At 71.1% G+C, this 24497-nt stretch carries 22 protein-coding genes; 8 read left to right on the top strand and 14 right to left on the bottom strand.

All coding sequences use genetic code 11. The features are described from left to right. Positions 1-81: 81 nt before the first annotated feature. The gene (locus tag AC6JBM_RS23450; protein WP_497985716.1) at positions 82-957 is read right to left on the bottom strand and encodes a helix-turn-helix transcriptional regulator; all 876 of its coding nucleotides are present in this window, start codon (positions 955-957) and stop codon (positions 82-84) included. A gap of 102 nt (positions 958-1059) precedes the next feature. Between AC6JBM_RS23450 and AC6JBM_RS23445 the strand changes: the two genes are divergently transcribed. Next, positions 1060-2469, top strand: a complete 1410-nt coding sequence (locus AC6JBM_RS23445; protein WP_497985715.1) for a DHA2 family efflux MFS transporter permease subunit — start codon at positions 1060-1062, stop codon at positions 2467-2469. A gap of 15 nt (positions 2470-2484) precedes the next feature. Here the strand turns inward: AC6JBM_RS23445 and AC6JBM_RS23440 are convergent, their stop codons facing one another. The 7 genes from AC6JBM_RS23440 to AC6JBM_RS23410 all read right to left on the bottom strand — a co-directional run bounded on the left by AC6JBM_RS23440 (position 2485) and on the right by AC6JBM_RS23410 (position 9580). Further along, positions 2485-3249, bottom strand: a complete 765-nt coding sequence (locus AC6JBM_RS23440) for a DUF1932 domain-containing protein (RefSeq protein WP_497985714.1) — start codon at positions 3247-3249, stop codon at positions 2485-2487. After that, on the bottom strand, positions 3246-3908 hold the full coding sequence (locus AC6JBM_RS23435; protein ID WP_497985713.1) for a GntR family transcriptional regulator: 663 nt from the start codon (positions 3906-3908) through the stop codon (positions 3246-3248). The genes AC6JBM_RS23440 and AC6JBM_RS23435 overlap by 4 nt, the downstream gene beginning before the upstream one ends. A 181-nt stretch (positions 3909-4089) precedes the next feature. Further along, positions 4090-5784, bottom strand: a complete 1695-nt coding sequence (locus tag AC6JBM_RS23430) for a tannase/feruloyl esterase family alpha/beta hydrolase (RefSeq protein ID WP_497985712.1) — start codon at positions 5782-5784, stop codon at positions 4090-4092. A gap of 52 nt (positions 5785-5836) precedes the next feature. Then, on the bottom strand, positions 5837-6865 hold the full coding sequence (locus tag AC6JBM_RS23425) for an amidohydrolase family protein (RefSeq protein WP_497985711.1): 1029 nt from the start codon (positions 6863-6865) through the stop codon (positions 5837-5839). Further along, positions 6862-7833 (bottom strand): VOC family protein, encoded by a 972-nt coding sequence (locus AC6JBM_RS23420; RefSeq protein ID WP_497985710.1) that lies wholly within the window; start codon positions 7831-7833, stop codon positions 6862-6864. Before AC6JBM_RS23420 ends, AC6JBM_RS23425 begins: the two co-directional genes overlap by 4 nt. Then, positions 7830-8891: a 4-oxalomesaconate tautomerase gene (locus AC6JBM_RS23415; RefSeq protein WP_497985709.1), complete on the bottom strand. Its 1062-nt coding sequence runs from the start codon at positions 8889-8891 to the stop codon at positions 7830-7832. Before AC6JBM_RS23415 ends, AC6JBM_RS23420 begins: the two co-directional genes overlap by 4 nt. Further along, positions 8888-9580, bottom strand: coding sequence for a 4-carboxy-4-hydroxy-2-oxoadipate aldolase/oxaloacetate decarboxylase (locus AC6JBM_RS23410; RefSeq protein ID WP_497985708.1), 693 nt, complete (start codon positions 9578-9580; stop codon positions 8888-8890). Before AC6JBM_RS23410 ends, AC6JBM_RS23415 begins: the two co-directional genes overlap by 4 nt. 209 nt (positions 9581-9789) lie before the next feature. Here AC6JBM_RS23410 and AC6JBM_RS23405 point away from each other — a divergent pair, with 209 nt between their 5' ends. Genes AC6JBM_RS23405 through AC6JBM_RS23390 form a run of 4 tightly spaced genes read left to right on the top strand, consistent with a single transcriptional unit; the run spans position 9790 to position 13215 of the window. Next, positions 9790-10791, top strand: coding sequence for an ABC transporter substrate-binding protein (locus tag AC6JBM_RS23405; RefSeq protein WP_497985707.1), 1002 nt, complete (start codon positions 9790-9792; stop codon positions 10789-10791). Next, complete coding sequence (locus tag AC6JBM_RS23400; protein ID WP_497985706.1) at positions 10788-11612, top strand: ABC transporter permease; 825 nt, start codon at positions 10788-10790, stop codon at positions 11610-11612. The genes AC6JBM_RS23405 and AC6JBM_RS23400 overlap by 4 nt, the downstream gene beginning before the upstream one ends. Then, the gene (locus AC6JBM_RS23395; protein ID WP_497985705.1) at positions 11609-12397 is read left to right on the top strand and encodes an ABC transporter permease; all 789 of its coding nucleotides are present in this window, start codon (positions 11609-11611) and stop codon (positions 12395-12397) included. The genes AC6JBM_RS23400 and AC6JBM_RS23395 overlap by 4 nt, the downstream gene beginning before the upstream one ends. After that, positions 12397-13215 carry an ABC transporter ATP-binding protein gene (locus tag AC6JBM_RS23390; RefSeq protein ID WP_497985704.1) on the top strand — a complete coding sequence of 273 codons (819 nt, stop codon included), beginning with the start codon at positions 12397-12399 and terminating at the stop codon, positions 13213-13215. The genes AC6JBM_RS23395 and AC6JBM_RS23390 overlap by 1 nt, the downstream gene beginning before the upstream one ends. A 40-nt stretch (positions 13216-13255) precedes the next feature. On the opposite strand, the gene AC6JBM_RS23385 is transcribed toward AC6JBM_RS23390, so the two are convergent. Together AC6JBM_RS23385 and AC6JBM_RS23380 are read right to left on the bottom strand one after the other, a co-directional pair. Continuing rightward, on the bottom strand, positions 13256-15100 hold the full coding sequence (locus tag AC6JBM_RS23385; RefSeq protein ID WP_497985703.1) for a GAF domain-containing sensor histidine kinase: 1845 nt from the start codon (positions 15098-15100) through the stop codon (positions 13256-13258). A 52-nt stretch (positions 15101-15152) separates the two neighbouring features. Then, positions 15153-16211 (bottom strand): AI-2E family transporter, encoded by a 1059-nt coding sequence (locus AC6JBM_RS23380; RefSeq protein WP_497985702.1) that lies wholly within the window; start codon positions 16209-16211, stop codon positions 15153-15155. A gap of 430 nt (positions 16212-16641) precedes the next feature. Here AC6JBM_RS23380 and AC6JBM_RS23375 point away from each other — a divergent pair, with 430 nt between their 5' ends. Next, positions 16642-17628, top strand: coding sequence for a YihY/virulence factor BrkB family protein (locus AC6JBM_RS23375; protein ID WP_497985701.1), 987 nt, complete (start codon positions 16642-16644; stop codon positions 17626-17628). 32 nt (positions 17629-17660) lie between these two features. Here the strand turns inward: AC6JBM_RS23375 and AC6JBM_RS23370 are convergent, their stop codons facing one another. Both AC6JBM_RS23370 and AC6JBM_RS23365 read right to left on the bottom strand, forming a co-directional pair. Continuing rightward, positions 17661-17951, bottom strand: coding sequence for a hypothetical protein (locus tag AC6JBM_RS23370; RefSeq protein WP_497985700.1), 291 nt, complete (start codon positions 17949-17951; stop codon positions 17661-17663). A 105-nt stretch (positions 17952-18056) separates the two neighbouring features. Beyond that, on the bottom strand, positions 18057-19061 hold the full coding sequence (locus AC6JBM_RS23365) for an FUSC family protein (protein ID WP_497985699.1): 1005 nt from the start codon (positions 19059-19061) through the stop codon (positions 18057-18059). Positions 19062-19370: 309 nt separating this feature from the next. Here AC6JBM_RS23365 and AC6JBM_RS23360 point away from each other — a divergent pair, with 309 nt between their 5' ends. Further along, a complete protein-coding gene (locus AC6JBM_RS23360) occupies positions 19371-21200 on the top strand; it encodes a sensor histidine kinase (RefSeq protein ID WP_497985698.1) in 1830 nt (609 codons plus the stop codon). 22 nt (positions 21201-21222) lie between these two features. On the opposite strand, the gene AC6JBM_RS23355 is transcribed toward AC6JBM_RS23360, so the two are convergent. Then, complete coding sequence (locus AC6JBM_RS23355; RefSeq protein WP_497985697.1) at positions 21223-22086, bottom strand: DUF72 domain-containing protein; 864 nt, start codon at positions 22084-22086, stop codon at positions 21223-21225. 92 nt (positions 22087-22178) lie between these two features. Beyond that, positions 22179-23324: an epoxide hydrolase family protein gene (locus AC6JBM_RS23350; RefSeq protein ID WP_497985696.1), complete on the bottom strand. Its 1146-nt coding sequence runs from the start codon at positions 23322-23324 to the stop codon at positions 22179-22181. Positions 23325-23428: 104 nt separating this feature from the next. Here AC6JBM_RS23350 and AC6JBM_RS23345 point away from each other — a divergent pair, with 104 nt between their 5' ends. Next, complete coding sequence (locus AC6JBM_RS23345) at positions 23429-24490, top strand: helix-turn-helix transcriptional regulator (RefSeq protein WP_497985695.1); 1062 nt, start codon at positions 23429-23431, stop codon at positions 24488-24490. The last annotated feature ends 7 nt before the right edge of the window (positions 24491-24497 follow it).

The raw sequence follows: 24497 nt of genomic DNA, 5'->3' as shown, positions 1-24497 counted from the left end.
GCCATCGGGTTGGTGCCGAGCTCGGCGCCGAGTTCAAGCCGTTCGGGCTGGGCGGCCGCAGCATCGCCCGCGTCGGGCCGGTCACCCCGGCGCGTCGGTGGGGGTGGCGGTCGAGGTGTCGAGCAGGTGCAGGGCCTGGTGGGCGGGTGTGCCGGAGCGGGCGGTGTAGGCGACGATGGTGAGGCCGGGGTCGGCCGGCAGTTCGAGGGCGTCGTAGTCGAGGTCGAGGTCGCCGACGGCGCGGTGGTGGAAGTGCTGGACGCCGCTGCGGTAGTAGCGCACGTCGTGAGCGGCCCAGCGGGTCCGGAACTGGTCGCTGCGGATGGCGAGGTCGCCGATGAGCGCGGACAGAGCCGGGTCGTGGGGGTCGCGGCCGGCGGCGGTGCGCAGGCTGCCGACGGCGTCGTTGGCGATGGCGTTCCAGTCGCGGTAGAAGGTGGCGGCGTCCGGGTCGAGGAAGACGAACCGGGCGAGGTTCGCGTCCAGCTCGGGGCGGTCGAGGACCTGGGCGTAGAGGGCGGCGCCGCGCCGGTTGGCGGCGAGGATGTCGAGGCGCTGGTTGCGCACGAAGGCGGCGGCGCCGGTCATGCTGTCGAGCAGCTGCCGGACGCTGTGGCGCAGGCCCGGGCCGGCGGTGGCGCGCCGGCGGGTGCGGTGTGGCGGGGTGTTGGCGACGCTGATGAGGTCGATGAGGTGGGCCCGTTCCACGTCGTCGAGTTGCAGGGCGCGGGCGAGGCTGTCGACGACCTCGTCGGAGACGCCGCGGGCGCGGCCGCGTTCGAGCTGGGTGAGGTACTCGACGCTGATCCCGGCGAGCAGGGCGAGTTCTTCGCGGCGCAGCCCGGGCACGCGGCGGCGGCCGCCGTAGTCGGGCAACCCGGCCTGCTGCGGGGTGATGCGGGCGCGGCGGGTCATGAGGAACTGCCGGATGTCGCCGCGTACGTCGGGGCCGGTCACGACTCGAGCGTAGGACGGCGTGGCGGGCAGAGAGGGGTGCTGGTAGTACCCCCTGTCGACAGCGTCTGCCTCATCGGCAGCCGCGGTGGTTGCCTTGGCTACATGTCCGCTGCTGTCATCTCCGAACTGCGCCCGGCCGCCACCGCGGCGGGCGCCGGCGTGCACGCCCGCTCGACCCTCGCCGCGGCCGTGCTCGGGTTCTTCGTCATCACCCTCGACGCGACCATCGTCAACGTGGCGCTGCCGTCGATCCGGGCCGGCCTGGGTGGGGGGATCACCGGCCTGCAGTGGGTCGTCGACGGGTACACGCTCATGTTCGCCGCGCTGCTGCTGTCCGCCGGCGCACTGTCGGACCGGGTCGGCGCCAAGCGCGGCTTCGGCGCCGGCCTGCTGCTCTTCGCGGTCGCGTCCGTGCTGTGCGGCATCGCGCCCAGCCTGACCGTCCTCGTCGCCGCCCGGTTCCTGCAGGGCGTCGGTGCCGCGGTGGTGATGCCGGCGTCGATGGCCCTCGTCCGGCACGCCTACGCCGAGCCGTCCGCCAGGGGCCGGGCGGTCGCGGTCTGGGCGATGGGCGGCGCGGTCGCCGCCGCGGCCGGGCCCGTCCTCGGCGGCCTGCTCAGCCTCGCGTCGTGGCGGCTGATCTTCTGGGTCAACGTGCCCGTGGTGGCGCTCCCCCTCGCCCTGCTGGCCCGGATGCCTCGCAGCCCGCACCACCGGGTGCCGTTCGACTGGACCGGGCAGGTCCTGGCGATCGCCGCGATGGGCGCGCTGACCTTCGGCGCGATCGACGCCGGCCCACACGGACTGACCAGCCCGCGCGTCCTCGCCGCCCTCACGGTCGCGGTGCTCGCCGGGGTGGCGTTCGTGCTCGTGCAGGCTCGGGTGGCGCACCCGATGGTGCCGCTGGGACTGTTCCGCTCGGGAACGGTCAACGTCGCCGTCGCGATCGGGTTCGCGTTCATGGTCGGCTTCTACGGCCTGCCGTTCCTGTTCAGCCTGTACTTCCAGACCGAACGCGGCCTGTCACCCCTCGCCGCCGGGGCGGCGTTCCTGCCGATGATGCTGCTCAGCGCCCTCCTGACCCCGTTCACCGCGCGGATCGTCGAACGCGTCGGCCCCCGGGTGCCGGTGGTGACCGGACTGGTCCTGCTCGCCGCCGGCTCCGCCGCCCTGGCGTTGCTGCCCGCATCCGCACCGATCTGGCTGGTGGCGCTGCTGCTGGTGCCGATCGGACTGACCGGCCCGCTGATCATGCCACCGACCACCGCGGTCCTGCTCGAGAGCGTCCCGGCCCGGCGCACCGGAGTCGCCTCCGGCGTGTTCAACACCAGCCGTCAGGTCGGCGGGGCGCTCGCCGTCGCCGTGTTCGGGGCGCTGGCCTCCGCCTCCGGCGGCTTTCTGCACGGGGCCCGTATCAGCCTGCTCATCACGGTGGTCATCGCCTTGGCCACCGCCGTCGCCGGGCTCGCACTGCGCCCCCGCCCGGCCGCCGAAGGGGTCGCTACCGGCTGATCGGTTGGCGGCGGCTCAGGCGAGGTCGCGCAACCAGTCGCGGCTGGCGCGGGCCACCCGGGCCGGCACGCCCAGGCCGTCGAGCAGTTCCGCCGCGGCCTGCATCTCGTGGGTTCGGCGCACCGCGTGCCTGCGCGAGCCGGTGACGAGGCGGTCCAGTGTCGCCGCGTCGGCCCGGGTGAGTTCGTCGGCGATGTTGCCGGTGAGCCACTCCTCCAGGCCTGCGGCGCGGGCGGCGGCGAGGGCCTCCACCGCCGCGGCGGCCATGCCTTTGTAGAAGATGCTGCGCAACAGCTTCCGGGTGGCGGCGAGGCCGACCGGGCCCTCGAGCACCTCCACGGGGGTGCCCAGCGGGCCCATGATCGCGGCGAACCGGTCGGCGCCCGGGCCGGAGACGGACATCGGGGTGCCGAGGCCGCGGGGCGGGACCGGCGCCATGATGGCCACGTCGGCGACGACCGCGTCGTCTCCCGCGGCGCGCTGCACGGCCTCCTTCACCGCGGGCGCCGCGGTGTTGAGCTCGGCCCACACGGTGCCCGGCGCGCAGCCCGGCAGGCCCTGCGAGAGGGCATCGAGGGCGTCGGCGGCACTGTTCACGCTGAGCACGAGCCCGGCGCCGTGACACGCCTGGGCCGCGGTGTCTGCCGGGTGTACTCCCGGCGGCGCCACGACGCGAGGGTCGTACCCGCGCACCGTCGCACCACTGGTCACCAAGTCGCGGGCGAAGTGCCCGCCGGCCTCACCGAGGCCGAGGACCGCGATTACCGGCGTCGCGCTCACATCAGGCCCGCCCCGTCGATGCCGCGCAGGTTCTCGATGACGCTGGCGATGTGCTCGCGCATCGCCGTCTCGGCCTCCTTCGGGTCACGCTGCCGGATCGCCTCGATGATCCGCTCGTGCTGCGGTAGTGACACCTGGGGTCGTCCCGGCTGCATCGACAGCATGAACTGGTGGCGGACCAGTTGCCCGCGCAGCGTGGCGATGATGCTGTCGGCGGTGCGGTGCCCGGCGATCGTGCGGATCAGCGCGTGGAGGCGGTGGTTGAGATCGCTGTAGCGGCGGAACTCTCCGGCGCTGACGGCCCGGCGCATGAGCAGCGCGACCTCGTCGAGCTCGCTGGCCTGCTCGTCGGTGACCCGGGTGGCGGCGCGGGCGGCGACGAGGCCCTCGACGACCATGCGGACCTCGCTGATCTCGATCGCTTCCTCGACCGACACTTTGCGTACGACCGCACCGCGGTTGCGCTGCACCTCGACGAGCCCGTCGGCGGCGAGGTCCTGCAGGGCGGTGCGCACGTTGAACCGGCTCACACCGAGGCGCTGACTGAGCTGCGCTTCGACGAGTCGTTCACCCGGTAGGTACTCGCCACGCAGGATGGCCTCCCGCAGCGCCTCCCGGGCCTGCGTGGCCGGGGTGTCGGAATGCGGCTGAACTGGCACGTGATGAGTGTGGCAACCCGCCCACAGTATTGTCAACAATCTCCCGCAAGTAGGGCTATGGCCGCAGGACGACACCAGGCAGACATCGTTAACAATCCGGTCGGTGCAGGCGGCGGGCACTCGAATGCGAGCGCGGCGCCTTCCGCCGAACGGAGGCGCCGCGCCGGCGGGGCGGTGCGGATCAGAGGACGAGCCGGCCGTTCACCACACGGGGCCAGGTCTGGTAGTCGCTGGAGAACAGTCGCTGCCCGACCCAGTTCGCGTCGTTGCGGACGGTGTCGCGAGGGGTGTACGGCACGAAGCTGGCGGCGTCGTCGACGCTGCCGGTGCCGTCGTAGCGGGCGACGGTCGGGTACGGGTAGATCGGGCGGGTGCGGGTGATCGTGCCGTCGGTGCTTCGGCTGGCCACGATCTTGCCCGGCTGGGCTCCGCTCTCGACCCACGCCATGACCGGGGTGAGGACGTCGAAGGTGTTCGGGCCCTCGCCGCCGCCGCAGTGGGCCATGCCGGGGAAGAGGTACAGGCGGGCGAAACGGTCCACGGTGCGCTCGCCCATGGTTGTGTTGACGGTGTCCCAGTACACCAGCGTGTTCTGCGGCGAGATGTGCTGGTCGTTCCAGCCGTGCCAGAGGATGAGCTTGCCGCCGCTGCGCTGGAAGCGGCTGAGGTCCGGGTCGAGCGCGGCCATGTAGGTGGACGACGGCAGCACGGTCTTCCAGAACGCCGACACGGTGAACCGCAGGTCGGTGAGCTGGTAGCCGGGGCTGGGGTGGTTGGGGTCGGCGAGGTGGCGCAGGTAGGACAGCGCGAACATCTCGCTGGCCACCGGCTGACCCTGGGCAGCCGGAATGAACAGCGTCCACTCCAGCTCGGAGCCCCATTCGTGGGCGATGGCGGGTTCGAGGCGGTTGCCCTGGGTGTCGGTGGCGCCGTCGTGCAGCTTGCGTACGACGGTGGCCTCGGCGGGGGACAGGCAGGTGGTCGGGGCCTGGCCGGTCGCGCAGCGCAGGGTGTCGGGGTTGAACCGGCACAGCCGCGGGTCGTCGATCAGGCCGTCGGTGAGCCCGTCGAGCCTGTCGCAGGCCCGCAGCACGGCGGTGTGGACGAGCGGGAGCTTGCCGGCCAGCAGGATGGAGTTGCCGTTGGCGTCCTTGTTGGCCAGCACGTTCCAGGCGTGGTGGAAGGTGTTCTGCACGGCCATGTTGCTCGCGGGCGCGCCGGCGGCGATGCCGTCGAAGTCGTCCGGGTAGCGCTGGGCCTCCATGAGCGCCTCGCGGCCGCCGTCGGAGCAGCCGGTGAAGTACGAGTAGACCGGTCCACGCTTGTAGAAGGCCTTGATGAGTGCCTTGGCGGCGACGGCGGTCTCGTGCACGCCCCGGTAGGCGAAGTCGATCTGCGCCTGCGGGTTGCCGGCGGCCCAGGAGCCGTCGTTCTGGCCCTGGTGGCCCATGTCGGTGGTGGCGCTGGCGACGGTGCCGTCGGCGATGACGGGGCAGCCGGCCGCCTGTCCGTAGTTGATGTTCGCGTTGCCGCACAGGCCGCCGCAGCCGGTCTGCACGTACCGCTGGGTCCAGCCGTTGACGGGCATCCGGACGACGATGGTGTTGTTCGGGGTGATGCTGCCGCGGACCTCGCAGTAGGGGGCGGGGGTGTTCGCGGTGACGATGGTTGCCGACTGCAGCGTGACATTGCTGATCTTCAGGCCCAGCACGTCCGCGCATGGGATGACGGGCTGGACGGCCGGGAGGGCGGCGAGGCCCTGCGGGGTGGTGGCGGGGCGGCGGGCGGCGTCGGCGGTGGCGGGGGTGACGCCGACCACGGCGGACAGGACCGTGGCGGCCGTGGCCACCAGGATCGTGCGGATCGGTTCGGGCACGGCTCGTCTCCTCGGTGCGAACGATGGGACGTGGTGCGATAGGGGTGCGGGGTCAGGTTGTGGCGGCCTGCCGCCGCAGCAGGGCGCCGTCCAGACGCGGGTATACGCGCCGGGCGTTGGTCTCGTAGACCTTGCGCCGGTCGTCCGCGCTCAGGCCGAGCGTGTCGACGTAGCGGCGGGTGTCGTCGAAGTGGTGGCCGGTCTGCGGGTCGATGCCACGCACGGCGCCGACCATCTCGGAGCCGAACAGGATGTTGTCGACGTCGACGACGCCGAAGAGCAGGTCCATGCCGGGCTGGTGATAGACGCAGGTGTCGAAGAAGACGTTGCGCATGACCGCCTCGGCCAGCGGCGGCCGGCCGAGCATGTCGGTGAGCCCGCGGAAGCGGCCCCAGTGGTAGGGCACGGCGCCGCCGCCGTGCGGGATGACGAACCGCAGGTCCGGGAAGTCGCGGAACAGGTCGGCCTGCAGCAGCTGCATGAACGCGGTGGTGTCGGCGTTGAGGTAGTGCGAGCCGGTGGCGTGGAAGTTCGGGTTGGTGACGGCCGAGACGTGCACCATGGCCGGCACGTCGAGCTCGACCATGACCTCGTACAGCGGGTACCAGCCGCGGTCGGTCAGCGGCGGCGCGGTCCAGTGCCCGCCGCTGGGGTCGGGGTTGAGGTTGACCCCGACGAACCCGAGCTCCTCGACGCAGCGGCGCAGCTCGGCGATCGAGCCGGCGATCGGCGCGCCTGGCGACTGCGGCAGCTGGCCGACGCCGATGAAGTGCCCGGGGTACAGCTGAACGACCCGGGCGATGAGGTCGTTGCAGGCGCGGGTCCATGCCCGGCTCACCGCCTCGTCGCCGAAGTGGTGGCCCATGGCGGAGGCGCGGGGCGAGAAGACGGTCAGGTCGACGCCGCGCTCGCGCATCAGTCGCAGCTGGCTGCCCTCCACGGAGGCGCGCAGGTCGTCGTCGGAGATGTCCGGGTACGCCGGCGCGGCCTGCCCGGCCCGGAACGCGGCCTGCTGCGCCGCACGCCACGCGGTGTGGGCTGCGGGGGCGGTCGTGTAGTGGCCGTGACAGTCGATGATCATTCCGGGTCTCCGGTGGGGGCGACGACCGGCGTGCCGTGGGTGTGGAAGGTCTCGATGGTTTTGAGCCCCCAGGCCTGGCCCTTCGCGCGCTCCTCCTTCGTCCAGCTGATCGTCTTCCAGTCCGGGGCGAGGATGAGCCGGGCACCCGCGTTGCAGATCTCGATGCGGTTGCCGCCGGGCTCCCAGACGTACAGGAAGAAGGTCTGCTGGATGGCGTGCTTGTGCGGGCCGGTCTCGATGTGCACGCCCGCGTCGAGGCACACGTCGGCGGCGCGCAGGATCTCCTCGCGGGTGTCGGTGGCGAACGCGATGTGGTGCAGCCGGCCGGGGGTCCCGGTCCAGTCCTCGGTGTAGACGAGGTCGTAGGTCTTGTTGCCCAGCGAGTACCAGATCGCCTGAGGGCTGCCGTCGTCCTTGACGATCTGCTCGGTGCAGCGGGCGCCGAGCACGTCGCGCAGGTAGGCGGAGGTGCCGGGAACGTCGGCGGTGAGGTAGTTGACGTGGTCGAGGCGGCGCAGGTTGGCGCCGCGGCCCGGGTAGGCGGCGGCCTGGTTCTTCAGCGCCGGGCGGTCGGTGTCGTCGGCCTGGTACCACTCGACGTTCCAGTACAGGCCGAGCTCGTGCCCGTCGGGGTCGGTGCACACGTGCACCTCACCGAGGTTGTACACGTCGGTGACCACGCGGGTCGCGCCGGTGCTCGCCACCAGCCGTCGCAGCGCCTCGGGGCCGGCGGCGCGCAGGTAGGTCCGGCCGATCCCGGCGGCGTCGCGCTGGATGAGCCGCAGCGTCCACGACTGATAGTCGTCCCAGGTGTGCAGGTAGACCGAGCTTTCGTCCCGGTGTACCGCACGCAGCCCCATGATCCGCACGAAGAAGTCGGCGGACTCGTCGAGGACCGGGGTGTACAGCTCGATCGGCCCGACGTGGGCGATGTCGCGCCGGCCGTCCGGGTCGTGCGGGATCGTCATCCGGTTGCCTTTCCACTGCGGGGCCACACGAGCCCGTCGGAGATCTTGCGCGCGGTGCGGACCACGCTGCTGCGCAGCACCCGGGTCGCCGCGCCGCCCGGGTCGAGCTCGATGCCGACGTCGAACGTTCCGGTGGGGTGCTCGACGCGGACCAGTGAGTCGTCGCTGCCGGCGGGCGCCACGGTGCCCGGGGTGCGGACGGCCGCGGCGACGGAGACCGCGCCGAGAACGCCGATCGCGGTGTGGACCCGGTGCGGGATGAACGTCCGGGTGGTGACGGTGCCGCCGTTCCTCGGCGCGGAGACGATGCTCAGTTTCGGCACCGTCATGTCGGCCACGTCCCCGAGCCCCATCGCGGCCCCTGCGACCAGGCGCACCTGCTCCAGCTTTCCCCGCAGTGCGGAACGGCTCTCGAGGTCGGCCGGGTCCTCGGTGCCGTCGAGCCCGAGGTCGGCGGCGCGCAGCACGACGACGGGCATGCCGGCGTCGACGCAGGTGACCGCGACGCCGGCGAACTCGTCGACGAGGGCGCCGGTCGGGAAGACCGGCGCTGCGCCGCCGGGGAACGTGAGATCGATCGGGGCGGCCGGGAACGGGGTGCCGGCCATGACCGTGTCACCGTCGTAGCGGACCCGGCCGCCGGGCGTACGCACGCGGGCCTCGACCAGGCTGACCGACGGGTTGACGATCCGGATCCGCACGGTGGTCGTGTCGCCGGTGACCGGGACGAGGCCACGCTCGATGGCGAACGGTCCGACTCCGGCGAGGAGATTGCCGCAGGTCTGGGCGTCGGTGACGACCGCACGGCCGGGCACGATCTGCAGGAACAAGTAGTCGACGTCGGCGTGCGCGTCGGCCGACGGTGAGACGACAGCGACCTTGCTGGTCAATGGATGTCCTCCGCCGAGGCCGTCGATCTGGCGGTCGTCCGGGGAACCCAGGATGCGCAGGAGCAGGTCGTTGCGCTCGGCCGGGTCGGCGGGCAGGTCCTCGGCGAGGAAGTAGGCGCCCTTGGAGCTGCCGCCGCGCAACTGCATGCAGCGGATGCCGTCGCTCATTCGGGGAGCCGATCCACATACCGCACGCCGAGCTCCTCCAGCAGGGGGCGCAGGTTGTACAGGTCGACGCCGAGCACACCGCCGGTGAGGGTCTCGCGCTTGCCGGCCTCGTTCTCGAGGCGCTTGGCCGCGGCGTCGGCGACCGCCGAGCCGGAGGCGGCCGGTAGCACGAGCACGCCGTCGTCGTCGGCGATGACGATGTCGCCGCCGCGCACCAGCTGTCCGGCCGCGACGACGGGCACGTTGACCGAGCCGGGGCTGGCCTTGACCGTGCCCTGGGCGTGGACGGCCCGGGACCAGACCGGGAAGCCGATCTCGCGCAGCGTGGCGATGTCGCGCACGCCCGCGTCGATGACCAGGCCGACGACGCCGCGGGCCATCAGCGAGGTGGCGAGCAGGTCGCCGAACATGCCGTCGGTCGACGGCGAGGTCGTGGTCACTACGAGCACGTCGCCGGGCCGGCACATCTCCACGGCCGCGTGCAGCATCAGGTTGTCGCCGGGGTGGCTGGAGACGGTGATCGCGGAGCCGCCGATCGCCGCGCCGGTCTGGCGGGGCCGGACCTCGGGGCCGAGCAGGCCGATGCGGCCGGCGGCCTCGTGGACGGTGGCGACGCCCGCCGCGCGCAGGGCGGCGATGACGTCGGGTTCAGCCCGGTCGACCGACCGGACGATGTAGTGCGCTGCCATGCGTTCTCAGCTCCGTCGGACTCGACCGGTGGCGCGATTCGATTGTCAACAATCCACTCCGCAATAGATGCTGTCAACCTCCGAAGCCCGGGTATCGTGCTCAGATCCCGGCGGTCGATTGACTTCACAATTGTTGACGATATGTGTAACGTCCGGCTCGTCGGCCTCGCGAGCCCCCGCCGGGGTGCTCGTCGTCCACAGGAGGACCCATGCCCCGACCCCACACCCCCGCCCCAGCACGCATGCGCCGTCGCTCCGTCCTTGCTCTCACCGCCGTCGCCGCCCTCGCCCTCGCCGGCTGCGGCGACGACGCCGGCTCCGGCTCCACCGGCTCGACGTCATCGGGCGGCACCACCAAAATCAAGGTCGGCGTCATCGCGATCGTCGACGTCGCCCCGATCTATCTCGGTGTCAAGCAGGGCTTCTTCACCGCCGAGGGCCTCGACGTGACACTCGAGACGGCCCAGGGCGGCGCCGCGATCGTGCCCGCCGTCGTCAGCGGCCAGTACCAGTTCGGCTTCTCCAACACCACGTCGCTGCTGCTGGCCAACTCGCAGGGCCTGCCGCTGAAGGTCGCCGCCGCCGGTGTGGCCTCGACCGGCACCGAGGGTAAGGACTTCGGCGCCGTCATCGTCAAGGCCGACAGCCCGATCAAGACGGCCAAGGACCTAGCCGGCAAGAAGGTCGCCGTCAACACCCTCAAGAACATCAACACCACGACCATCAACAACGTGGTGAAGAAGGACGGCGGCGACCCAACAAAGATCAACTTCACCGAGCTGGCGTTCCCTGACATCACCGCGGCCGTCGGCAAGGGCGACGTCGACGCCGGGCAGGTCGTCGAGCCGTTCCTGACCATCGCCATGAACCAGGGCTACCGGCAGGTCGCGTCCAACTACGCCGGCACCGACCCCGACCTGACCATCAGCATGTACTTCACCTCGCAGCAGTACGCATCGCAGAACGCCAAGGTCGTCGCGGCGTTCACCGCCGCGATGAAGAAGTCCATGGAGTACGCACAAGCGCACCCCGACGAGGTACGGGCCATCCTGAGCACCTACACCAAGCTCGACCCGGCGGTCCAGGCGAAGCTGACCCTGCCGAGGTGGCCCAGCTCGGTCGACAAGGAATCGGTGCAGCTGCTCGGCGACCTGGCCAAGAACGACGGCCTCATCACCAAGCCGCTGACCCTGGACACCCTGCTGCCGTGACCTCCACGACCACGGATGGGTCGGCGATCGGCCGGCCCATCCGCCGCAACCGGCCGACGCCGAGCCGCCCCGCCCTGGGCCTGCTGGGCCTCGCCGTGGTCGCCGCGCTGGTCGAGGCCGTGTCGCGCATCGGCCTCGTCGACCGCAACTACCTGCCGCCCTTCACGAGCATCGTCGCCAAGCTGGGCGTCGTGCTCACTGAGCACGACTTCTGGACGGCCCTCGGCCAGACGGTACGCGGCTGGGCACTCGGCCTGGCGATCGCGATGGCGGCCGGCATCGTCATCGGCGTCCTTGTCGGCTCGGTGCCGATCCTGCGCGCGCTGACCGCCTCGACGATCGAGTTCCTACGCCCGATCCCGTCGGTCGCGCTCATCCCGCTCGTCGTGCTCATCTACGGCAGCCAGATGCAGTCCGCGCTCGTCCTTGTCGTCTACGCCTCGTTCTGGCAGGTGCTCGTCCAGGTGCTGTACGGCGTCGCCGACATCGACCCGGTCGTACGCGACACTGCCCGCTCCTACCGCTTCTCTCGCTGGGCGGTCGTGCGCACCGTCGTCTGGCCCACCGCTCTGCCCTACGTGGTGACCGGGTTCCGGCTCGCCGCCGCCGTCGCCCTCATTCTGGAGATCACCGCCGAGCTCATCATCGGCGTGCCCGGCCTGGGCAAGTCCATCGGCGTCGCCCAGGGCTCCGGAGCCGTGGCCGAGACCTACGCGCTCGTCATCGTCGTCGGCATCATCGGCGTCCTGGTCAACCTGTCCGCCCGCGCGGTCGAGCGCCGGGTGCTGCGCTGGCACACCTCGGTCCGGAGTGATCTGTGAAGACCGTCGACATCCTCAAACGCATCCTGCTCGCTGTTGGCCTGCCCGCTGTCCTCCTCGCCGTGTGGTGGTCGGCGTCCGCTGGCAGCGTCAGCTTCTTCTGGCCACCGCTGTCCACCATCGTCCAGGCGTTCCCGGAGACCTGGTTCGCCGAAGACCCGATCATGCACGACGTGCTGCCCAGCCTGACCCGGCTCGTGCTGGGCTACCTCATCGCCCTGGTCGCCGGCGTGGGCCTCGGCACCGCGATCGGCTCCTCACCGACCCTGCGCGCGCTGTCCGAGCCGACGCTGGAGTTCTTCCGCGCACTGCCCCCGCCGGTGCTCATCCCGGTCATCGCACTCTTCGCCGGCTTCACCGGCTGGACCCCGAAGCTGGTCACGATCGCGCTCGGCTGCGTATGGCCGATCCTGCTCAACACCGTCGAGGGCGTGCGCTCCGTCGACGAGGTCCTACGCGACACGGCCCGCTCCTATCATCTCGGCCGCCTGGCCACCCTGCGGCACGTGATTCTGCGCGCTGCCAGCCCCCGCATCGCCACCGGCGCGCGGCAGGCCCTGTCCATCGGCGTGATCCTCATGGTCATCAGCGAGCTGTTCGGCGCGAACCGCGGCCTCGGCGCCGCGATCGTGCAGTTCCAGCGTGGGTTCGCCATTCCGCAGATGTGGACCGGCATCATCCTGCTCGGCCTGATCGGGGTCGCGCTGTCCGGTCTGTTCCGGCTCGTCGAACACAAAGCCCTGGCGTGGTACCGCGGTCAGCGCCAAGCCGAACGGGAAGTGTGATGATCAAATCTGTAGCGCTGGACGTCGACGGCCTCGCCAAGACCTACACCGGGCAGGGCCGCGCCGTCGAGGCCGTCCGCGACCTCACCTTCCGCATCGACCGCGGCGAGTTCGTGTGCATCGTCGGGCCGTCCGGGGCCGGCAAGACCACCCTGCTGCGCTGCATCGCCGGCCTGCTGGACGTCAGCGGCGGCCGGATCACGCTCGACGGCACCCCCGTCACCGGACCGCCGGCCGGGATGGCTGTCGTCTTCCAGGAGTACGGCCGCAGCCTCTTCCCCTGGCTGACCGTCCGCAAGAACATCGAACTGCCGCTCAAGGAGAAAGGGCTGAACAAGGCCGACCGCACCGCCCGCGTCGACACGGCCCTGGAGGCGGTCGGGCTGCGTGACAGCGCCGACGCCCACCCCTGGCAGCTCTCCGGCGGCATGCAGCAGCGCGTCGCGATCGCCCGCGCGGTGGCGTACGAACCCAGCGTCCTGCTCATGGACGAACCGTTCGCCGCCGTCGACGCCCAGACCCGCGCCGACCTCGAAGACCTCGTCCGCACCCTGTGGAAACGGCTCGGCATCACGGTCCTGTTCGTCACCCACGACATTGACGAGTCTGTCTACCTCGGCCAGCGCGTGCTCGTGCTGTCCAACCGCCCGACGGTGGTCCTGGAAGACGTCAAGGTGGACCTGCCCGACGAGCGCGACCAGCTGCAGACCCGCTCCTCGCCGGCGTTCGCCGACATCCGCACCCACGTCTACGAGCTGGTCCAGCAGGCCAAGAAGGGCTTCCGTCCCGATGCGGACCGGGACACCGGCGATGGCTGAGCGTGCCTCGACACCACATCGCTGGCCGCCGCGGGTCCGCCTACTCAGCAGGAACGCCGGGGCCGGATGTGGCAGGGATGGTGGCCAGGAGCAGGGTCCCGCCGCCGGTGGGGCTGCTGATGGTGAGGTGTCCGCCGAGCGCCTCGACGCGGTCCTGCAGACCGGTGAGGCCGGACCCGCGCTGTGGGTCGGCGCCTCCGACGCCGTCGTCGCAGACCGTCAGGTGCAGCGTGCCGTCCCGGCTTGCCGCCTGCACCTGCACGATCGTGGCGTGGGCGTGCCTGGCGGCATTGGCCAGCGCTTCGGACACGAGGTGATAGGCGGCTACCTCGACGACCGAGGGCATGCGTGGGCAGGTGTGGAGGTCGAGGTCGACCGGTACCGGGGATCTGCGGGCGAGCGCTTTGAGCGCGGATGACAGACCGCCCGCGGCGAGCAGGGTGGGGTGGATGCCCCGGGCGATCTCCCGCAGGTCGTCCACGGCACGGTTGAGGCTGCACAGGACGCTCGACAGTTCCGCCTTGGTCTGCTGCAGCCCTGGCGGGAGGCCGGCCTGCACAACACCGAGTTGCATGGCGACGGCGAGGAAGGGCTGCAGTGCGCTGTCGTGCAGGTTGCGTTCGATGCGCTGGCGGGCCTGGTCGGCGGCGGTGACGAGCCTGGCCCTGGACGCGGCGAGCTCGGCCCGGCTGTCGGCGTTGGCGATGGCGGTGGCGGCGAGGTCGGTGAAGGCCGCGACGCGTTCCGCGGTGTCGGGTGGCAGCGGCTCGGGCCGGGCCCACGCAACGCACGCCACGCCCCACAACCGCCCGTCAACCACGATCGGCACGCCGACCGCGGAGCGGATGCCCTTCTCGCGGGCGTACGCGGCGGCAGGGCCGGCCGCATGCACGAAATCGTCCACCCTGGCGGCACGGCATGTGTCTCGCACCTTGATCAGGACGTTCTCGCCCTCGAGCGGCCAGCGGATCTGGTCCGCTCCCGGTCCGGTGAGGCTGCTCGACAGGCCACTGGCCGTGCCGTCGGGTTCGTAGCGACACAGCCACGTGCTGTATTCGCTCAGCAGTCCGTGCAACTCTGTGGTGATCGCGTCGAAGACGGCGAGTGGATGACTGCCGTGGGCCACGAGGTTCGCTACTCGCCCCAGCGCGGCTTGCTCGGCGGCGAGCCGGCGCGATTGCTCCCGGCTTGCTTCCAGCGACTCCAGCACGGCCGCACGTTCGTAGCCTGCTTGCAGCAGCGATGCCAATGACGGCACGACCCACTCCCGCAGCCGCTGCATTGTTCGCTCGGGCACGTCCCCCGGCACCATCAGCGTCCCGATCCGGGCGGTGCCGACGTGCAGGGGTAACGCCGAGCGTCGGTCATCATCCGGGACGACGGCGAGGTGGATCTCGGCGTGCGGCAGTTCGAGCGATCGCGCGATACATGCTGCGACCGCGGGTAGCACCGTGCGGAGGTCGTCCGCGTGCAACAGCAGCCGGGCCATCTCGGCGGTGAGATCGGATTTTTCGGCCTGGACCGCGCGCACCCGGGACAGGTCCGCAACCGCGCTCGTCGCCACCGCGACAAGGAGCAGAACCGCCAGCCCGACGACTTCTCGCATGTCGGAGGCGGCGAACCCGCCGATGGGCGAAACGTGAAAGTAGAGGAACGCCAGCGTGCTCGCCACCGCCGTGGCCAGCCCGAGCCACAAACCCCACACCATCGAGGCGACCAGTACCCCGAGGATGTAGATGACGCCCGGGTCGAACGGTGCCATCACCTGGTGGAGCGGATAGACCAGGAGCGTCTCCGCGACGACCAGCGCGGCGGCGACCGCGATCCCCAACCCGTAGGGCGGGGGTGTCGGTCGCACCAGCCGGGACAGCGATCCGACATGCATTTATGCTATTTTAGTGCGATTTACGGCAAGGTCTAGAAGCGCATTGCAGGCGTCAGGGCCTTTCCTGCTCCGGGCCCGGTCGGTCCGGGTGGCCGCCGGACGCTGGTCGTGCGGGCGGAGGCAGGTTGTCCGTGTCCGGCGCCGGATGCGGCTCCCTCAGGATTTCGATGCTGCGTACGACAATTGCGGTCACCGGCGTGGCCAGGGCCAGCCCGGCGACGCCGGCCAGTACGCCGCCCACCAGCGTGGCGAGCAGGATCGCCGGTGGACTCATGCGCAGCGTGGCGCCGAAGACGACCGGGTTGACGAGATTCTGGAGCACGACGTTGGCGAGCACGACGACCACGATCATCCACAGTGCGGCCGACTGCCCGCCGCTGCCGAGCGCGATCAGCACGGCGAACATCGAGGCGATCGCGGCGCCGAGGTAGGGCACGTACGTTCCGAGGAACATGATCACCGCGATCGCGCCCACCAGCGGTACACGCAGTGCCAGCGCGCCGATCGCGACCGCGGCGGCATTGATCGCCCCGACCAGGGTCAGCCCGCCGTAGTAGCGCCGTACGACGGTGGCGGCCCGGCCGAGCAGGCGCTGACCCAGGTCTTCGGGCAGCGGGAGCCGTGCGGCGACCCTGGCGGTGATGGCGTGACCGTTCATGAGCAGGAAGAAGCAGACGAACAATGCCACGAACACGCCGAGCAAAATGTTGACGCTGGCGCCGAGCAGGTTGCCCAGTGCCGGTAGCAGGCCGGCCAGGAGGTTGTTCCCCACCTGGCGTACGGATTGCCGGCCGGCCTCGGCGATGTTGCCGTTGGCTCCTGCCGAGGTGAGGATGCGGTGCAGTTCGCCGACGGCTGCGTTCAGGCTCTCATTGATCTGTTCCCCCTGGCTCGCTACGCCCCATACCACGAGCACGATTGCTCCGGCGCCCACCGCGATCACGAGCAGGAGCGCCGCCGCGGCGCCGGCACTGCGGGGCACGCGACGCCGCGCGAGGCCGTCGACGATCGGCAGGAACCCGGTGGCCAGGAACAGGGCGACCAGCAGCGAGATCACGATGGACCGCAGGACGACCAGGAGGAAGATCGCCCCGACGAGCAGCAGCGCCACACCGACAAGCGACCAGGCCGCAGCGCCCACCGTCAGCAGCCGGTGGGACAGGCGCCCTGACGGTGCCCGGCCGTGGCGGACCATCAGGCCGGGACCTTCCAGCCGTGAACGGCCAGTGCCCAGATCACGAACACATCGAGCGCGATGATCAGCAGCGCAGCCATGCTCGGCACCCCCTCCACCTGGCGGGCGCCGTTCAACGGGTCACGCCGCGCGTAGCCCGGGTCAGCGTCCGCAACGCCGGATGCGGGACGCCACCCGGGAAGGATGGCACCGGGCATACCCCCGCAGAGCGCGGACAATCCTTCTGGGCGGCCATCTTCAGGGACGGCCTCCGCCCTGGATGCCTCACGGAGGCGTTGACCCGATGGGCTCCTGACGCAGCGGGGACGAGCGGGCAGCCGAGCGTGACACGGGGGTGGTGGGGTAGGTGCCCGTCGTGGTCGCGTGGTTGGATCGTTTCCAGCGTCGGCACGCCTGGCTGGGATTCCCGCTGGCGGTGATCTACAAGTTCGTCGACGACCGTGGTCCCTATCTTGCCGCGATGGTGACCTACTACGGCTTCATCTCGCTGTTCCCGCTGACACTGCTGTTCCTCACCGTGCTGGGCTTCGTCCTGGAGGCCAACCCTGACCTGCGGCAGCAACTGGTGCACACGGCGGTGGGGGACCTGCCGGCCATCGGGCCGGAGTTGGAGCGCAACGTCAGCGGGCTGCGCGGCAGCGGCACGCGTCTGGCACTCAGCATTCTCGGTGCACTGTACGGCGGGTTGGGGGCGATGCAGGCCGCGCAGGCCGGCTTCAATCACATCTACGGCGTCCCGCGCTACGAACAGCCCAGTTCGGTCAGGTCCAGGCTGCGCAGCCTTGGCCTGTTGCTGACGCTCGGCACCGCGGTGCTGCTGTCGGCGGCGGCGGCGACGTTTGTGGCCTTCATTCATGAGCTCACCGGCCGGTCCGGCGCCGGACTGCAGGTTTTTGGCTACCTGTTGACGTTCGCGATCAATGCCGGCCTGTTCACCGCGGCGTTGCAGTTGCTGACCGCCCGGAAGCTGCGTGTACGCCAGGTCATCGCCGGCGGGTTGATCGCCGCGACTTTCTGGATGGCGTTGCAGACCGTAGGCGCTCGATTCGTCGCCTCCCGGCTCAGCCACGCGAGCGCGCTCTACGGCGCATTCGGACTCGTACTCGCCGCTTTCGCCTGGATATATCTGCAGGCGCTCGTGCTGATGCTCTGCGCCGAGATCAACATGATCGCGAACTACCGCCTGTGGCCGCGGGCGCTGCTCACCCTGTTCACCGATGATGTCGAACTGACCGAGGCCGACCGGCGCATCTACACGATGTTGGCGGAGGCGCAGCGATTCAAGTGCTTCGAGGTGGTGCGGGTCGACTTCGGCCGGCCGTCGCGACGGTAGGCGTCGGCCCGCAGTCCTGGCCCGGGCCGAGATCAGGCGGGCCCCGGGTTGGCCGCGGCGTCGCGGGCGGCCGTGGCGAGGGCGACGAACGCCCGGAACCGCTCGAACGTCGCGGCATCCATGGTGAGCGACACGCCGCCGTAGACCTGGCCGCGGACCACTGCGCCGACCCGCACCTTGTAGCCGTCCCCTTTCGGCTTGACGTCGACGCCCATGAAGGCGACGTGGAACCGCATCGCGTCCGGCGTGCCCTGGTGGAAGACGTCCATGACCCGTCCGTCGAGGACGAAGATGTACCCGTCGTGGTGAAACTCGGCTGCCATGCCGGCGACGATAGGTGATCACCGCCAGCCCTGCCAGGACGTCCGCATGGTGGCGTGCCGGTGGCGGCCCCGCGTGAGCGGACCGGGCCGGGTTCAGGCGGTGCCTCAGGTGCGGTGGCGCCGCAGCCACGGTTGGCACAGGACGATCGCGCCGCCGATGAGGCCGCCGATCACCGTCTCGACCCCCCGGTCGAAGAGGAGCTGCCCGGCCGGGCGGGCCACCGTGAGCTGCCCCATCAGCAGCGCCATCGGGGTGATGAACAGCAGCGCCAGCCCGTAGTGCCGCCCGACCAGCAGCTCCGTGACGATCTGCAGCGCCGCCACGACCAGCACGGTCTCGTACGGCGGGAGGTGCATCGCGAGCAGCGCCGCGCTGGGCAGCAGCCCGAGCAGCGTGCCGAGGATCCGGTGCGCGGCGCGGACCAGTTGGGCAGTGTGGCCGGGGGCGCTGAGCGGAGCGACCGCCGCCACCATCGCCCAGTACGGGTGGCCGATCCCGATCCCGGTCGCCAGGCCGCCCGCCAGCACCACGGCGAGGGCGTAGCGCACCGGCTCCCACGTCCACACGTGCGCCAGCCGGGCCGGCCGGCTCCGCTGCCGCCGGACGAGGCTGCCCACGTTCCCGACCACCAGCGCGAACAAGCTGCTGGCCCCGGCCACGGCGGCGGCGACCGCGACCTCCGGCACCTGGTGCGGGGCCGAGGCGACCGCACCGAACGCGAAGACCAGGAAGAGCGGCCCCGGCGGGTGCCAGTCCTGCGCGGCGGCGAGCACGGCGCCCAGTGCCGCGACGAGCGCGGCGACCGGCACCGCGACCCACGCCCGCGACTCCAGCGAGCCGACGAGCACGCCGAGGACGACCGACACCGTCAGCGCCGCCGCGGCGCTTGCCTGCATCGCGGCGCGGGACAGGTGCACGTGGTTGCGCCCGTACAGCGAGGTGAACGCCCCGAAGGCGGCGTAGGCCGTCCAGCTCGGGTGGCCCAGCGCCACCACGGTGAGCAGGGGGACCAGGATGCTGACACCGGCCCGCAGCGCGACCCGGTGGGTGCCTCGCATCGGGCGGATGTGCAGCAGGCCCGTGAGCATCGCCCGTACCTGCTCACCCATCCTCTTCACCCGCTTCTCAGCGCCTGCGATGGCCGCCCATCCTTCATACCGCGCCGGTCAGCTCCGGCCGGGGCAAGGGCGGAAGGGCGGTGATGCGCCGCGCCCAAGGTGAATCGAGGGGTGATCCGCGGCACCCGGACCGCAACGAGTCCGGCGTTCGATGCCCGCCGCCCTAGCATCGACTGGTTGCCTCCTCGACCGGCTCCGCCTGCCCAGCCACGCCGGAACCGACGTCTTCGACAAGAGGGCCGATTGATGCACGGACGCCTTACGTCATGGCTGGTGCGGGTCAGCCGGCCGTCAGCCGCCGTGGGGATCGCAGTCGGCGCCGGGTTCACCGTCGTGGAGACCCTGCTGGTCTTCCCGCTGCGGCAGGTCGCTCCGATAGAAGCCCTGGCCATCGTGTACCTGCCCGGTGTCCTCGTCGTCTCCACGGTGTGGGGCCTGTGGCCGGGTGTGGCGACGTCGATCCTCAGCGCGCTCGCGTTCGACTACTTCCACACCCCGCCGGTCGGGCGCCTCGAGACCGAGGACTGGCGGGACTGGCTCGGGCTTTCGGTGTACCTCATGGTCGCCATGGTCTCCGGTTCGCTGGCGCAGCTGGCCCGCGTGCGGGCGGTCGAGTCCATCGAACGAAAACGGGAGGCCGACGCGGTCGCCGAGATGACCCGGCTCATCCTCGGCGCCGACGATGTGCGCGCTGTACTTCCGGAAGCCTCCGACCGGATCGCGTACGCCATGAACTTGCCGTATGCGGCGATCGAGCCTGACCCGGTGCCGCGGCGCGAGGGCCAGATCCAGCTGCCATTGGACCCGGGCGCGCTCGTCGTCCCCGCAGATGTCCCGGACCGTGTCCTGCGGCGTCTGCAGGACGGGGTGGTGCCGGGGCTGGCGACCGTGCTGCGGGCCGGCCGATCCCTGCAGGCGAACCGGGCCGGGCGGGAGGCGCTGCTCACCCAGCAGGCGGCGTTGCGCCGGGTGGCAGTGCTGGTGGCCAACGGCGTCGCCTTCGCCGAGATCGTCACAGCGGTCGCCACCGAGGCGGCCGACCTGTTCAACGCGGACGCCACGCGGGTCTGGCGCTGGGATGGTCCCAGGACGGTGACCGGCGTCGCCGAGTACAACAGAGAGCCGGCATCCGAGTCGATGCTGGGCAAACAGGTTGACTTCGTCGGTGGCGTGACGGAGCTGGTGCTGCACGGCTCCCGTCCGGCCCGCTTGGACTCGTATGAGGGCCGCAGCGGCCCGCTGGCCGATCTCGCCCTGGCGGGGGGCATGCACGCTTCGGTCGGCGCGCCGATCGTCGTCGAGGGCCGGGTCTGGGGCGTCCTGGTTGCCCTGTGGCGCCAGGCCGGCCGGCCGCCGCTCGGCATCGAGCATGAGCTTGCGAAGTTCACCGAGCTCGTCGCGACCGCGATCGCCAACACCGAGAGCCGGGCGGAGCTCACGGCGTCGCGGGCCCGGCTCGTCTTCGCCGCGGACGATGCTCGCCGCGGCATCGAACGCGAGCTGCACGACAGTGTGCAGCAGCGGCTCATTTCGCTCGGGCTGGAGCTGCGCTTCGCCGAGGCGATGATCCCCGAGGAGCTCGGCGAGGTGCGGTCCCGGTTGTCGGACACCTCCGCGGGGCTGTCCGCCGCCTTCGACGACCTTCAGCGGATCGTCCGCGGTATCCATCCGGCGCTGCTCTCCCAGGGCGGACTGGTCCCCGCGGTCAAGGCGCTCGCCCGCCGCAGCGCGGTCCCGGTGGCGGTGCGCGGCAGGCTGAACCATCGCCTGCCCGGCTACGTCGAGGTCGCCGCCTACCATGTGATTTCGGAGGCGATCGCCAACTCGGCCAAGCACGCCGACGCCTCGGAGGTCTCCGTGGAGATCGGCGTCGTCGCCGACGAGCAGGCGCCGGACGAGTCGGCGGCCGGCGAGATCTTCAGCGTGACCATCCACGACGACGGCGCCGGCGGCGCGGACCCGAACCAGGGCTCCGGCCTGGCCGGCCTGCGCGACCGCGTGGAGGCGCTCGGCGGCACATTGACGCTGACCAGCCCGGCCGGCTGTGGCACGTCCGTCAACGTGAAGCTGCCCATGGACGGCCAAGGCCGGCAGGGTCCGGGGGCCGACTGGTCAGTCGGTGGAACGTGACGGAGCGGGATGCGGCGGCGTTTCAGCTGCTCAGCAGGGTCGAAAGCACGCCGGCGTTGCGTTGGGCGAAGTCCCGATAGCAGTTGTTCATCAACACATGGGTCTCGGCGGTGCTCGCGGCCAGGGTCTGCAGGCGCGGGGCCCACGCCGACAGCTCCGCGTCTGAGTACAGGTAGCCGAACTTCTCGTGGATGTCCTTGCTCGTCCAGCGCTCGCTGTGCCCGTGGAAGCGCACGACCGCCAGCTCGGAGGTGGCCTCGACGACCGGGGGGATCGACGAGCGGTGGCCCTGAGGCATGTCGACCACCACGTACGGCAGGTCGTGCGCGCGCAGGAAGTCGAGCGTCTCGCGCTCGTTGTCGCCGTCGAACCACGACGCGTGGCGGAACTCGACGGCGGCGCGCAGGGGCTTGCAGCGGGCGGCCGCCTCGAGCAGGGTTTGCTTGTTGTCTCGGCGAATCGTGAACCACGGCGGGAACTGGAACAGCACCGAGCCGATCTTGCCGGTCAGCGGGTCGAGGGCGGACAGGAAGCGCGCCCAGACCTCGTCGACGACGGCGGGTGGCAGGTCCCGCGGGTACACGTTCGGCTTGTCCGTGTCGGGGCGCACCTCGCGGGGGAGCGCGCTCACCTTCGTCGGGTGGCCGGTCAGCAGGCTGAAGGCCTTGATGTTGAACGTGAAGCCGGGCGGGGTCCGTGCGGCCCAGAGGCGGGTGGTCTCCGCGTTCGGCGGGGCGTAGTACGTCGCGTCGACCTCGACCAGAGGGAACTGCCGCGCGTAGTAGGCCAGCCGCTCCTGCGCGGTCGTGGCCGACGGCGGGTACCAGCCCGACTCCAGCAGTGTCCGGTCGGTCCACGATGCCGTGCCTACCTTGATGTCGCCCATCGGCACTGCTGTTTCCCGCGGCGGCCGGGGCAAACGTCAGACCGCAGGCGCGTGCGGGCGCGTTGTTGGGCGCGTCCGCACGCACCTGCGGGTCAGCGGAAGCGGCGGAAGAAGGTGCGCACGTCCCGCACGAGCAGATCGGGTGCCTCCATGGCGGCGAAGTGCCCGCCCCGGTCGAACTCCGACCAGTGCACGATGGTGTTGCCGCGCTCGGCGTATCGGCGGATGGCGATGTCTTCGGCGAACACGGCGACGCCGGTGGGTACCTCGCCGGGGGTGGGCCAGCTCTTGGTGTGCATGCTTTCGTAGTAGAGGTTCGCGGCGGAGCCGGCCGTGCCGGTCAGCCAGTACAGCATGACGTTGGTGAGCATCCGGTCCCGGCCGACCGACTCCTCGGGCAGGTTGCCGTGGGTCCATTCCTTGAACTTCTCGACGATCCAGGCCAATTGCCCGACCGGCGAGTCGTGCAGCGCGTGTGCGAGGGTCTGCGGACGGGTTGCCTGGATCTGGAAGTATCCGTTGCCCTCGCCCAGGAACGTCTGCATCCGCGCCACGCGCACCCGTTCCGCGTCGGTGAGCGCGGCCAGCTCGGCCTCGCTGATCTCGCCGAACGGGATGAAGCCCATCGTGGCGGCGTTGACGTGCACGCCGACCACGTGCCGCGGATCGACCCGGCCGAGGTCCGGCGCCACGAACGCGCCGAAGTCGCCACCCTGCGCGCCGTACCGCTCGTAGCCGAGGCGGTGCATCAGCTCGGCGAACGCGGTCGCGATCCGCCGGCTGTCCCAGCCCGGCCCGGACAGCGGTCCGGAAAACCCGAATCCGGGCAGCGACGGGATCACCACATCGAACGCGTCGGCCGGATCGCCACCGTGGGCCCGTGGGTCGGTCAGCGGGCCGATGACGTCGAGGAACTCCACGATCGAGCCCGGCCATCCGTGTGCCAGCAGCAGCGGCAGCGCGCCGGGTTCGGCGGCTTTCACATGGACGAAGTGCAGCCGCTGCCCGTCGATGTCGGTGACGTACTGCGGGTGGGCGTTGAGCTCGGCCTCGTGCGTGCGCCAGTCGTACTTCGTGGCCCAGTGCTCGGCCAGTTCCCGCAGATAGCCGACCGGCACGCCGCGCTCCCACGCCGGGCCCGGCAGTTGCCCGCCCCACCGCGTGCGGGTGAGACGCTCGCGCAGATCGTCAAGGTCGATCTGGGGAATGTCGATACGGAACTCGGTGATCGCTGTCATGGAGCCAGCCTGACGAACACTGCGGACAGCTTCTGTCCTCAACGCCTACCGCCATTCGCGTGATCTCCACGTGCCGGTCAGGACCTGTCCTGGATCTCCCAGACATGATCGAGGACATGCCAGGCGAACCGGCGGGCGGCATAAGCCGGTGGCCAGCCGCCGCCGGTGAGCGGCCCACCGCCGGCCGGGTTGCCCAGTGCATCGAGGACCGCGGCCCGCAGCGCGGCCAGGGCGGTCCGGTCCTGGGCCGCGAACGGCCGGTGCCGGATGCCGATCTTGCGGGCGTATGCCCGATCGTTGTCCCCGACGTGGGTGACGATCTCGTCCCGGTCGCGTCCGCCGCCGCGAGGGCCTTTGCGGAGGGTGTGCGGAGCGGTTTCGGCGAGGTCGGCGCCGCGCTGCCGCCCCTGCTGCTCGACGACGACGAGGCCGTCGCCGTGGCCGTCGGCCTGCGCGCCGCCGCCACCGGCACGGTCACCGGGATCGAGGAGACCTCGTTGCGCGCCCTCGCCAAGCTCGAACAGGTCCTGCCTTCCCGGCTGCGCCACCGCGTCGGCGCGATGCAGTCGGCCATCCTGCCGCTGACCGGCCCAGGCCCCACCGTGGACCCTGATCTGCTCACCGCGCTGGCAGCCGCATGCCGCGCCCGCGAAGGCATCCGCTTCGGCTACCAGCAACAGACTCGCCGCGCCGAGCCGTACCGCCTTGTCCACACCGGCCGGCGCTGGTACCTGCTCGCCTTCGACCTCGACCGCGACGACTGGCGCACCTTCCGCGTCGACCGCATCGACCGCGCCCCGCAACCCGGCCCGCGCTTCACACCCCGGCCCGAACCCGCCGAGGGAGTGCACACCTACGTCTCCAACGCTCTCACCGCTGCCCCGTACCGGTACCGGGCGACCATCCTGTTCCACGCACCACTCGACGCCGTCGCCGAACACACGTCACCGACCGCCGGCCGTCTCGAACCGCACGACGCCGGCAGCTGCCTCTTCTACGCGGGCGGCGACTCACTCGACAGAATCGCCCTCTACGTGGCGCTCAAGGGCATCGACTTCCAGGTACTCGACCCACCCGAACTCAAGGATCACATCCGAGCGCTCGCTCACCGGCTCACCCGCGCGAGCGCCGAGGACCAGCCGCTCGACGTCGACGAGCACGGCTGACGCAACA

The sequence above is a fragment of the Dactylosporangium thailandense genome, assembly GCF_059739745.1.
Note: the sequence above shows the minus strand (reverse complement) of the source record. Positions and strands in the feature narration are given on the sequence as shown.

What these genes read in the sequence shown, in the direction of transcription:
- AC6JBM_RS23445 (WP_497985715.1), top strand. Translation starts at nt 1,060, where the DNA reads ATGTCCGCTGCTGTCATCTCCGAACTGCGCCCGGCCGCCACCGCGGCG.
- AC6JBM_RS23425 (WP_497985711.1), bottom strand. Translation starts at nt 6,865, where the DNA reads ATGATCATCGACTGTCACGGCCACTACACGACCGCCCCCGCAGCCCAC.
- AC6JBM_RS23420 (WP_497985710.1), bottom strand. Translation starts at nt 7,833, where the DNA reads ATGACGATCCCGCACGACCCGGACGGCCGGCGCGACATCGCCCACGTC.
- AC6JBM_RS23415 (WP_497985709.1), bottom strand. Translation starts at nt 8,891, where the DNA reads ATGAGCGACGGCATCCGCTGCATGCAGTTGCGCGGCGGCAGCTCCAAG.
- AC6JBM_RS23410 (WP_497985708.1), bottom strand. Translation starts at nt 9,580, where the DNA reads ATGGCAGCGCACTACATCGTCCGGTCGGTCGACCGGGCTGAACCCGAC.
- AC6JBM_RS23405 (WP_497985707.1), top strand. Translation starts at nt 9,790, where the DNA reads ATGCCCCGACCCCACACCCCCGCCCCAGCACGCATGCGCCGTCGCTCC.
- AC6JBM_RS23390 (WP_497985704.1), top strand. Translation starts at nt 12,397, where the DNA reads ATGATCAAATCTGTAGCGCTGGACGTCGACGGCCTCGCCAAGACCTAC.
- AC6JBM_RS23385 (WP_497985703.1), bottom strand. Translation starts at nt 15,100, where the DNA reads ATGCATGTCGGATCGCTGTCCCGGCTGGTGCGACCGACACCCCCGCCC.
- AC6JBM_RS23370 (WP_497985700.1), bottom strand. Translation starts at nt 17,951, where the DNA reads ATGGCAGCCGAGTTTCACCACGACGGGTACATCTTCGTCCTCGACGGA.
- AC6JBM_RS23365 (WP_497985699.1), bottom strand. Translation starts at nt 19,061, where the DNA reads ATGGGTGAGCAGGTACGGGCGATGCTCACGGGCCTGCTGCACATCCGC.
- AC6JBM_RS23355 (WP_497985697.1), bottom strand. Translation starts at nt 22,086, where the DNA reads ATGGGCGACATCAAGGTAGGCACGGCATCGTGGACCGACCGGACACTG.
- AC6JBM_RS23350 (WP_497985696.1), bottom strand. Translation starts at nt 23,324, where the DNA reads ATGACAGCGATCACCGAGTTCCGTATCGACATTCCCCAGATCGACCTT.
- AC6JBM_RS23345 (WP_497985695.1), top strand. Translation starts at nt 23,429, where the DNA reads ATGATCGAGGACATGCCAGGCGAACCGGCGGGCGGCATAAGCCGGTGG.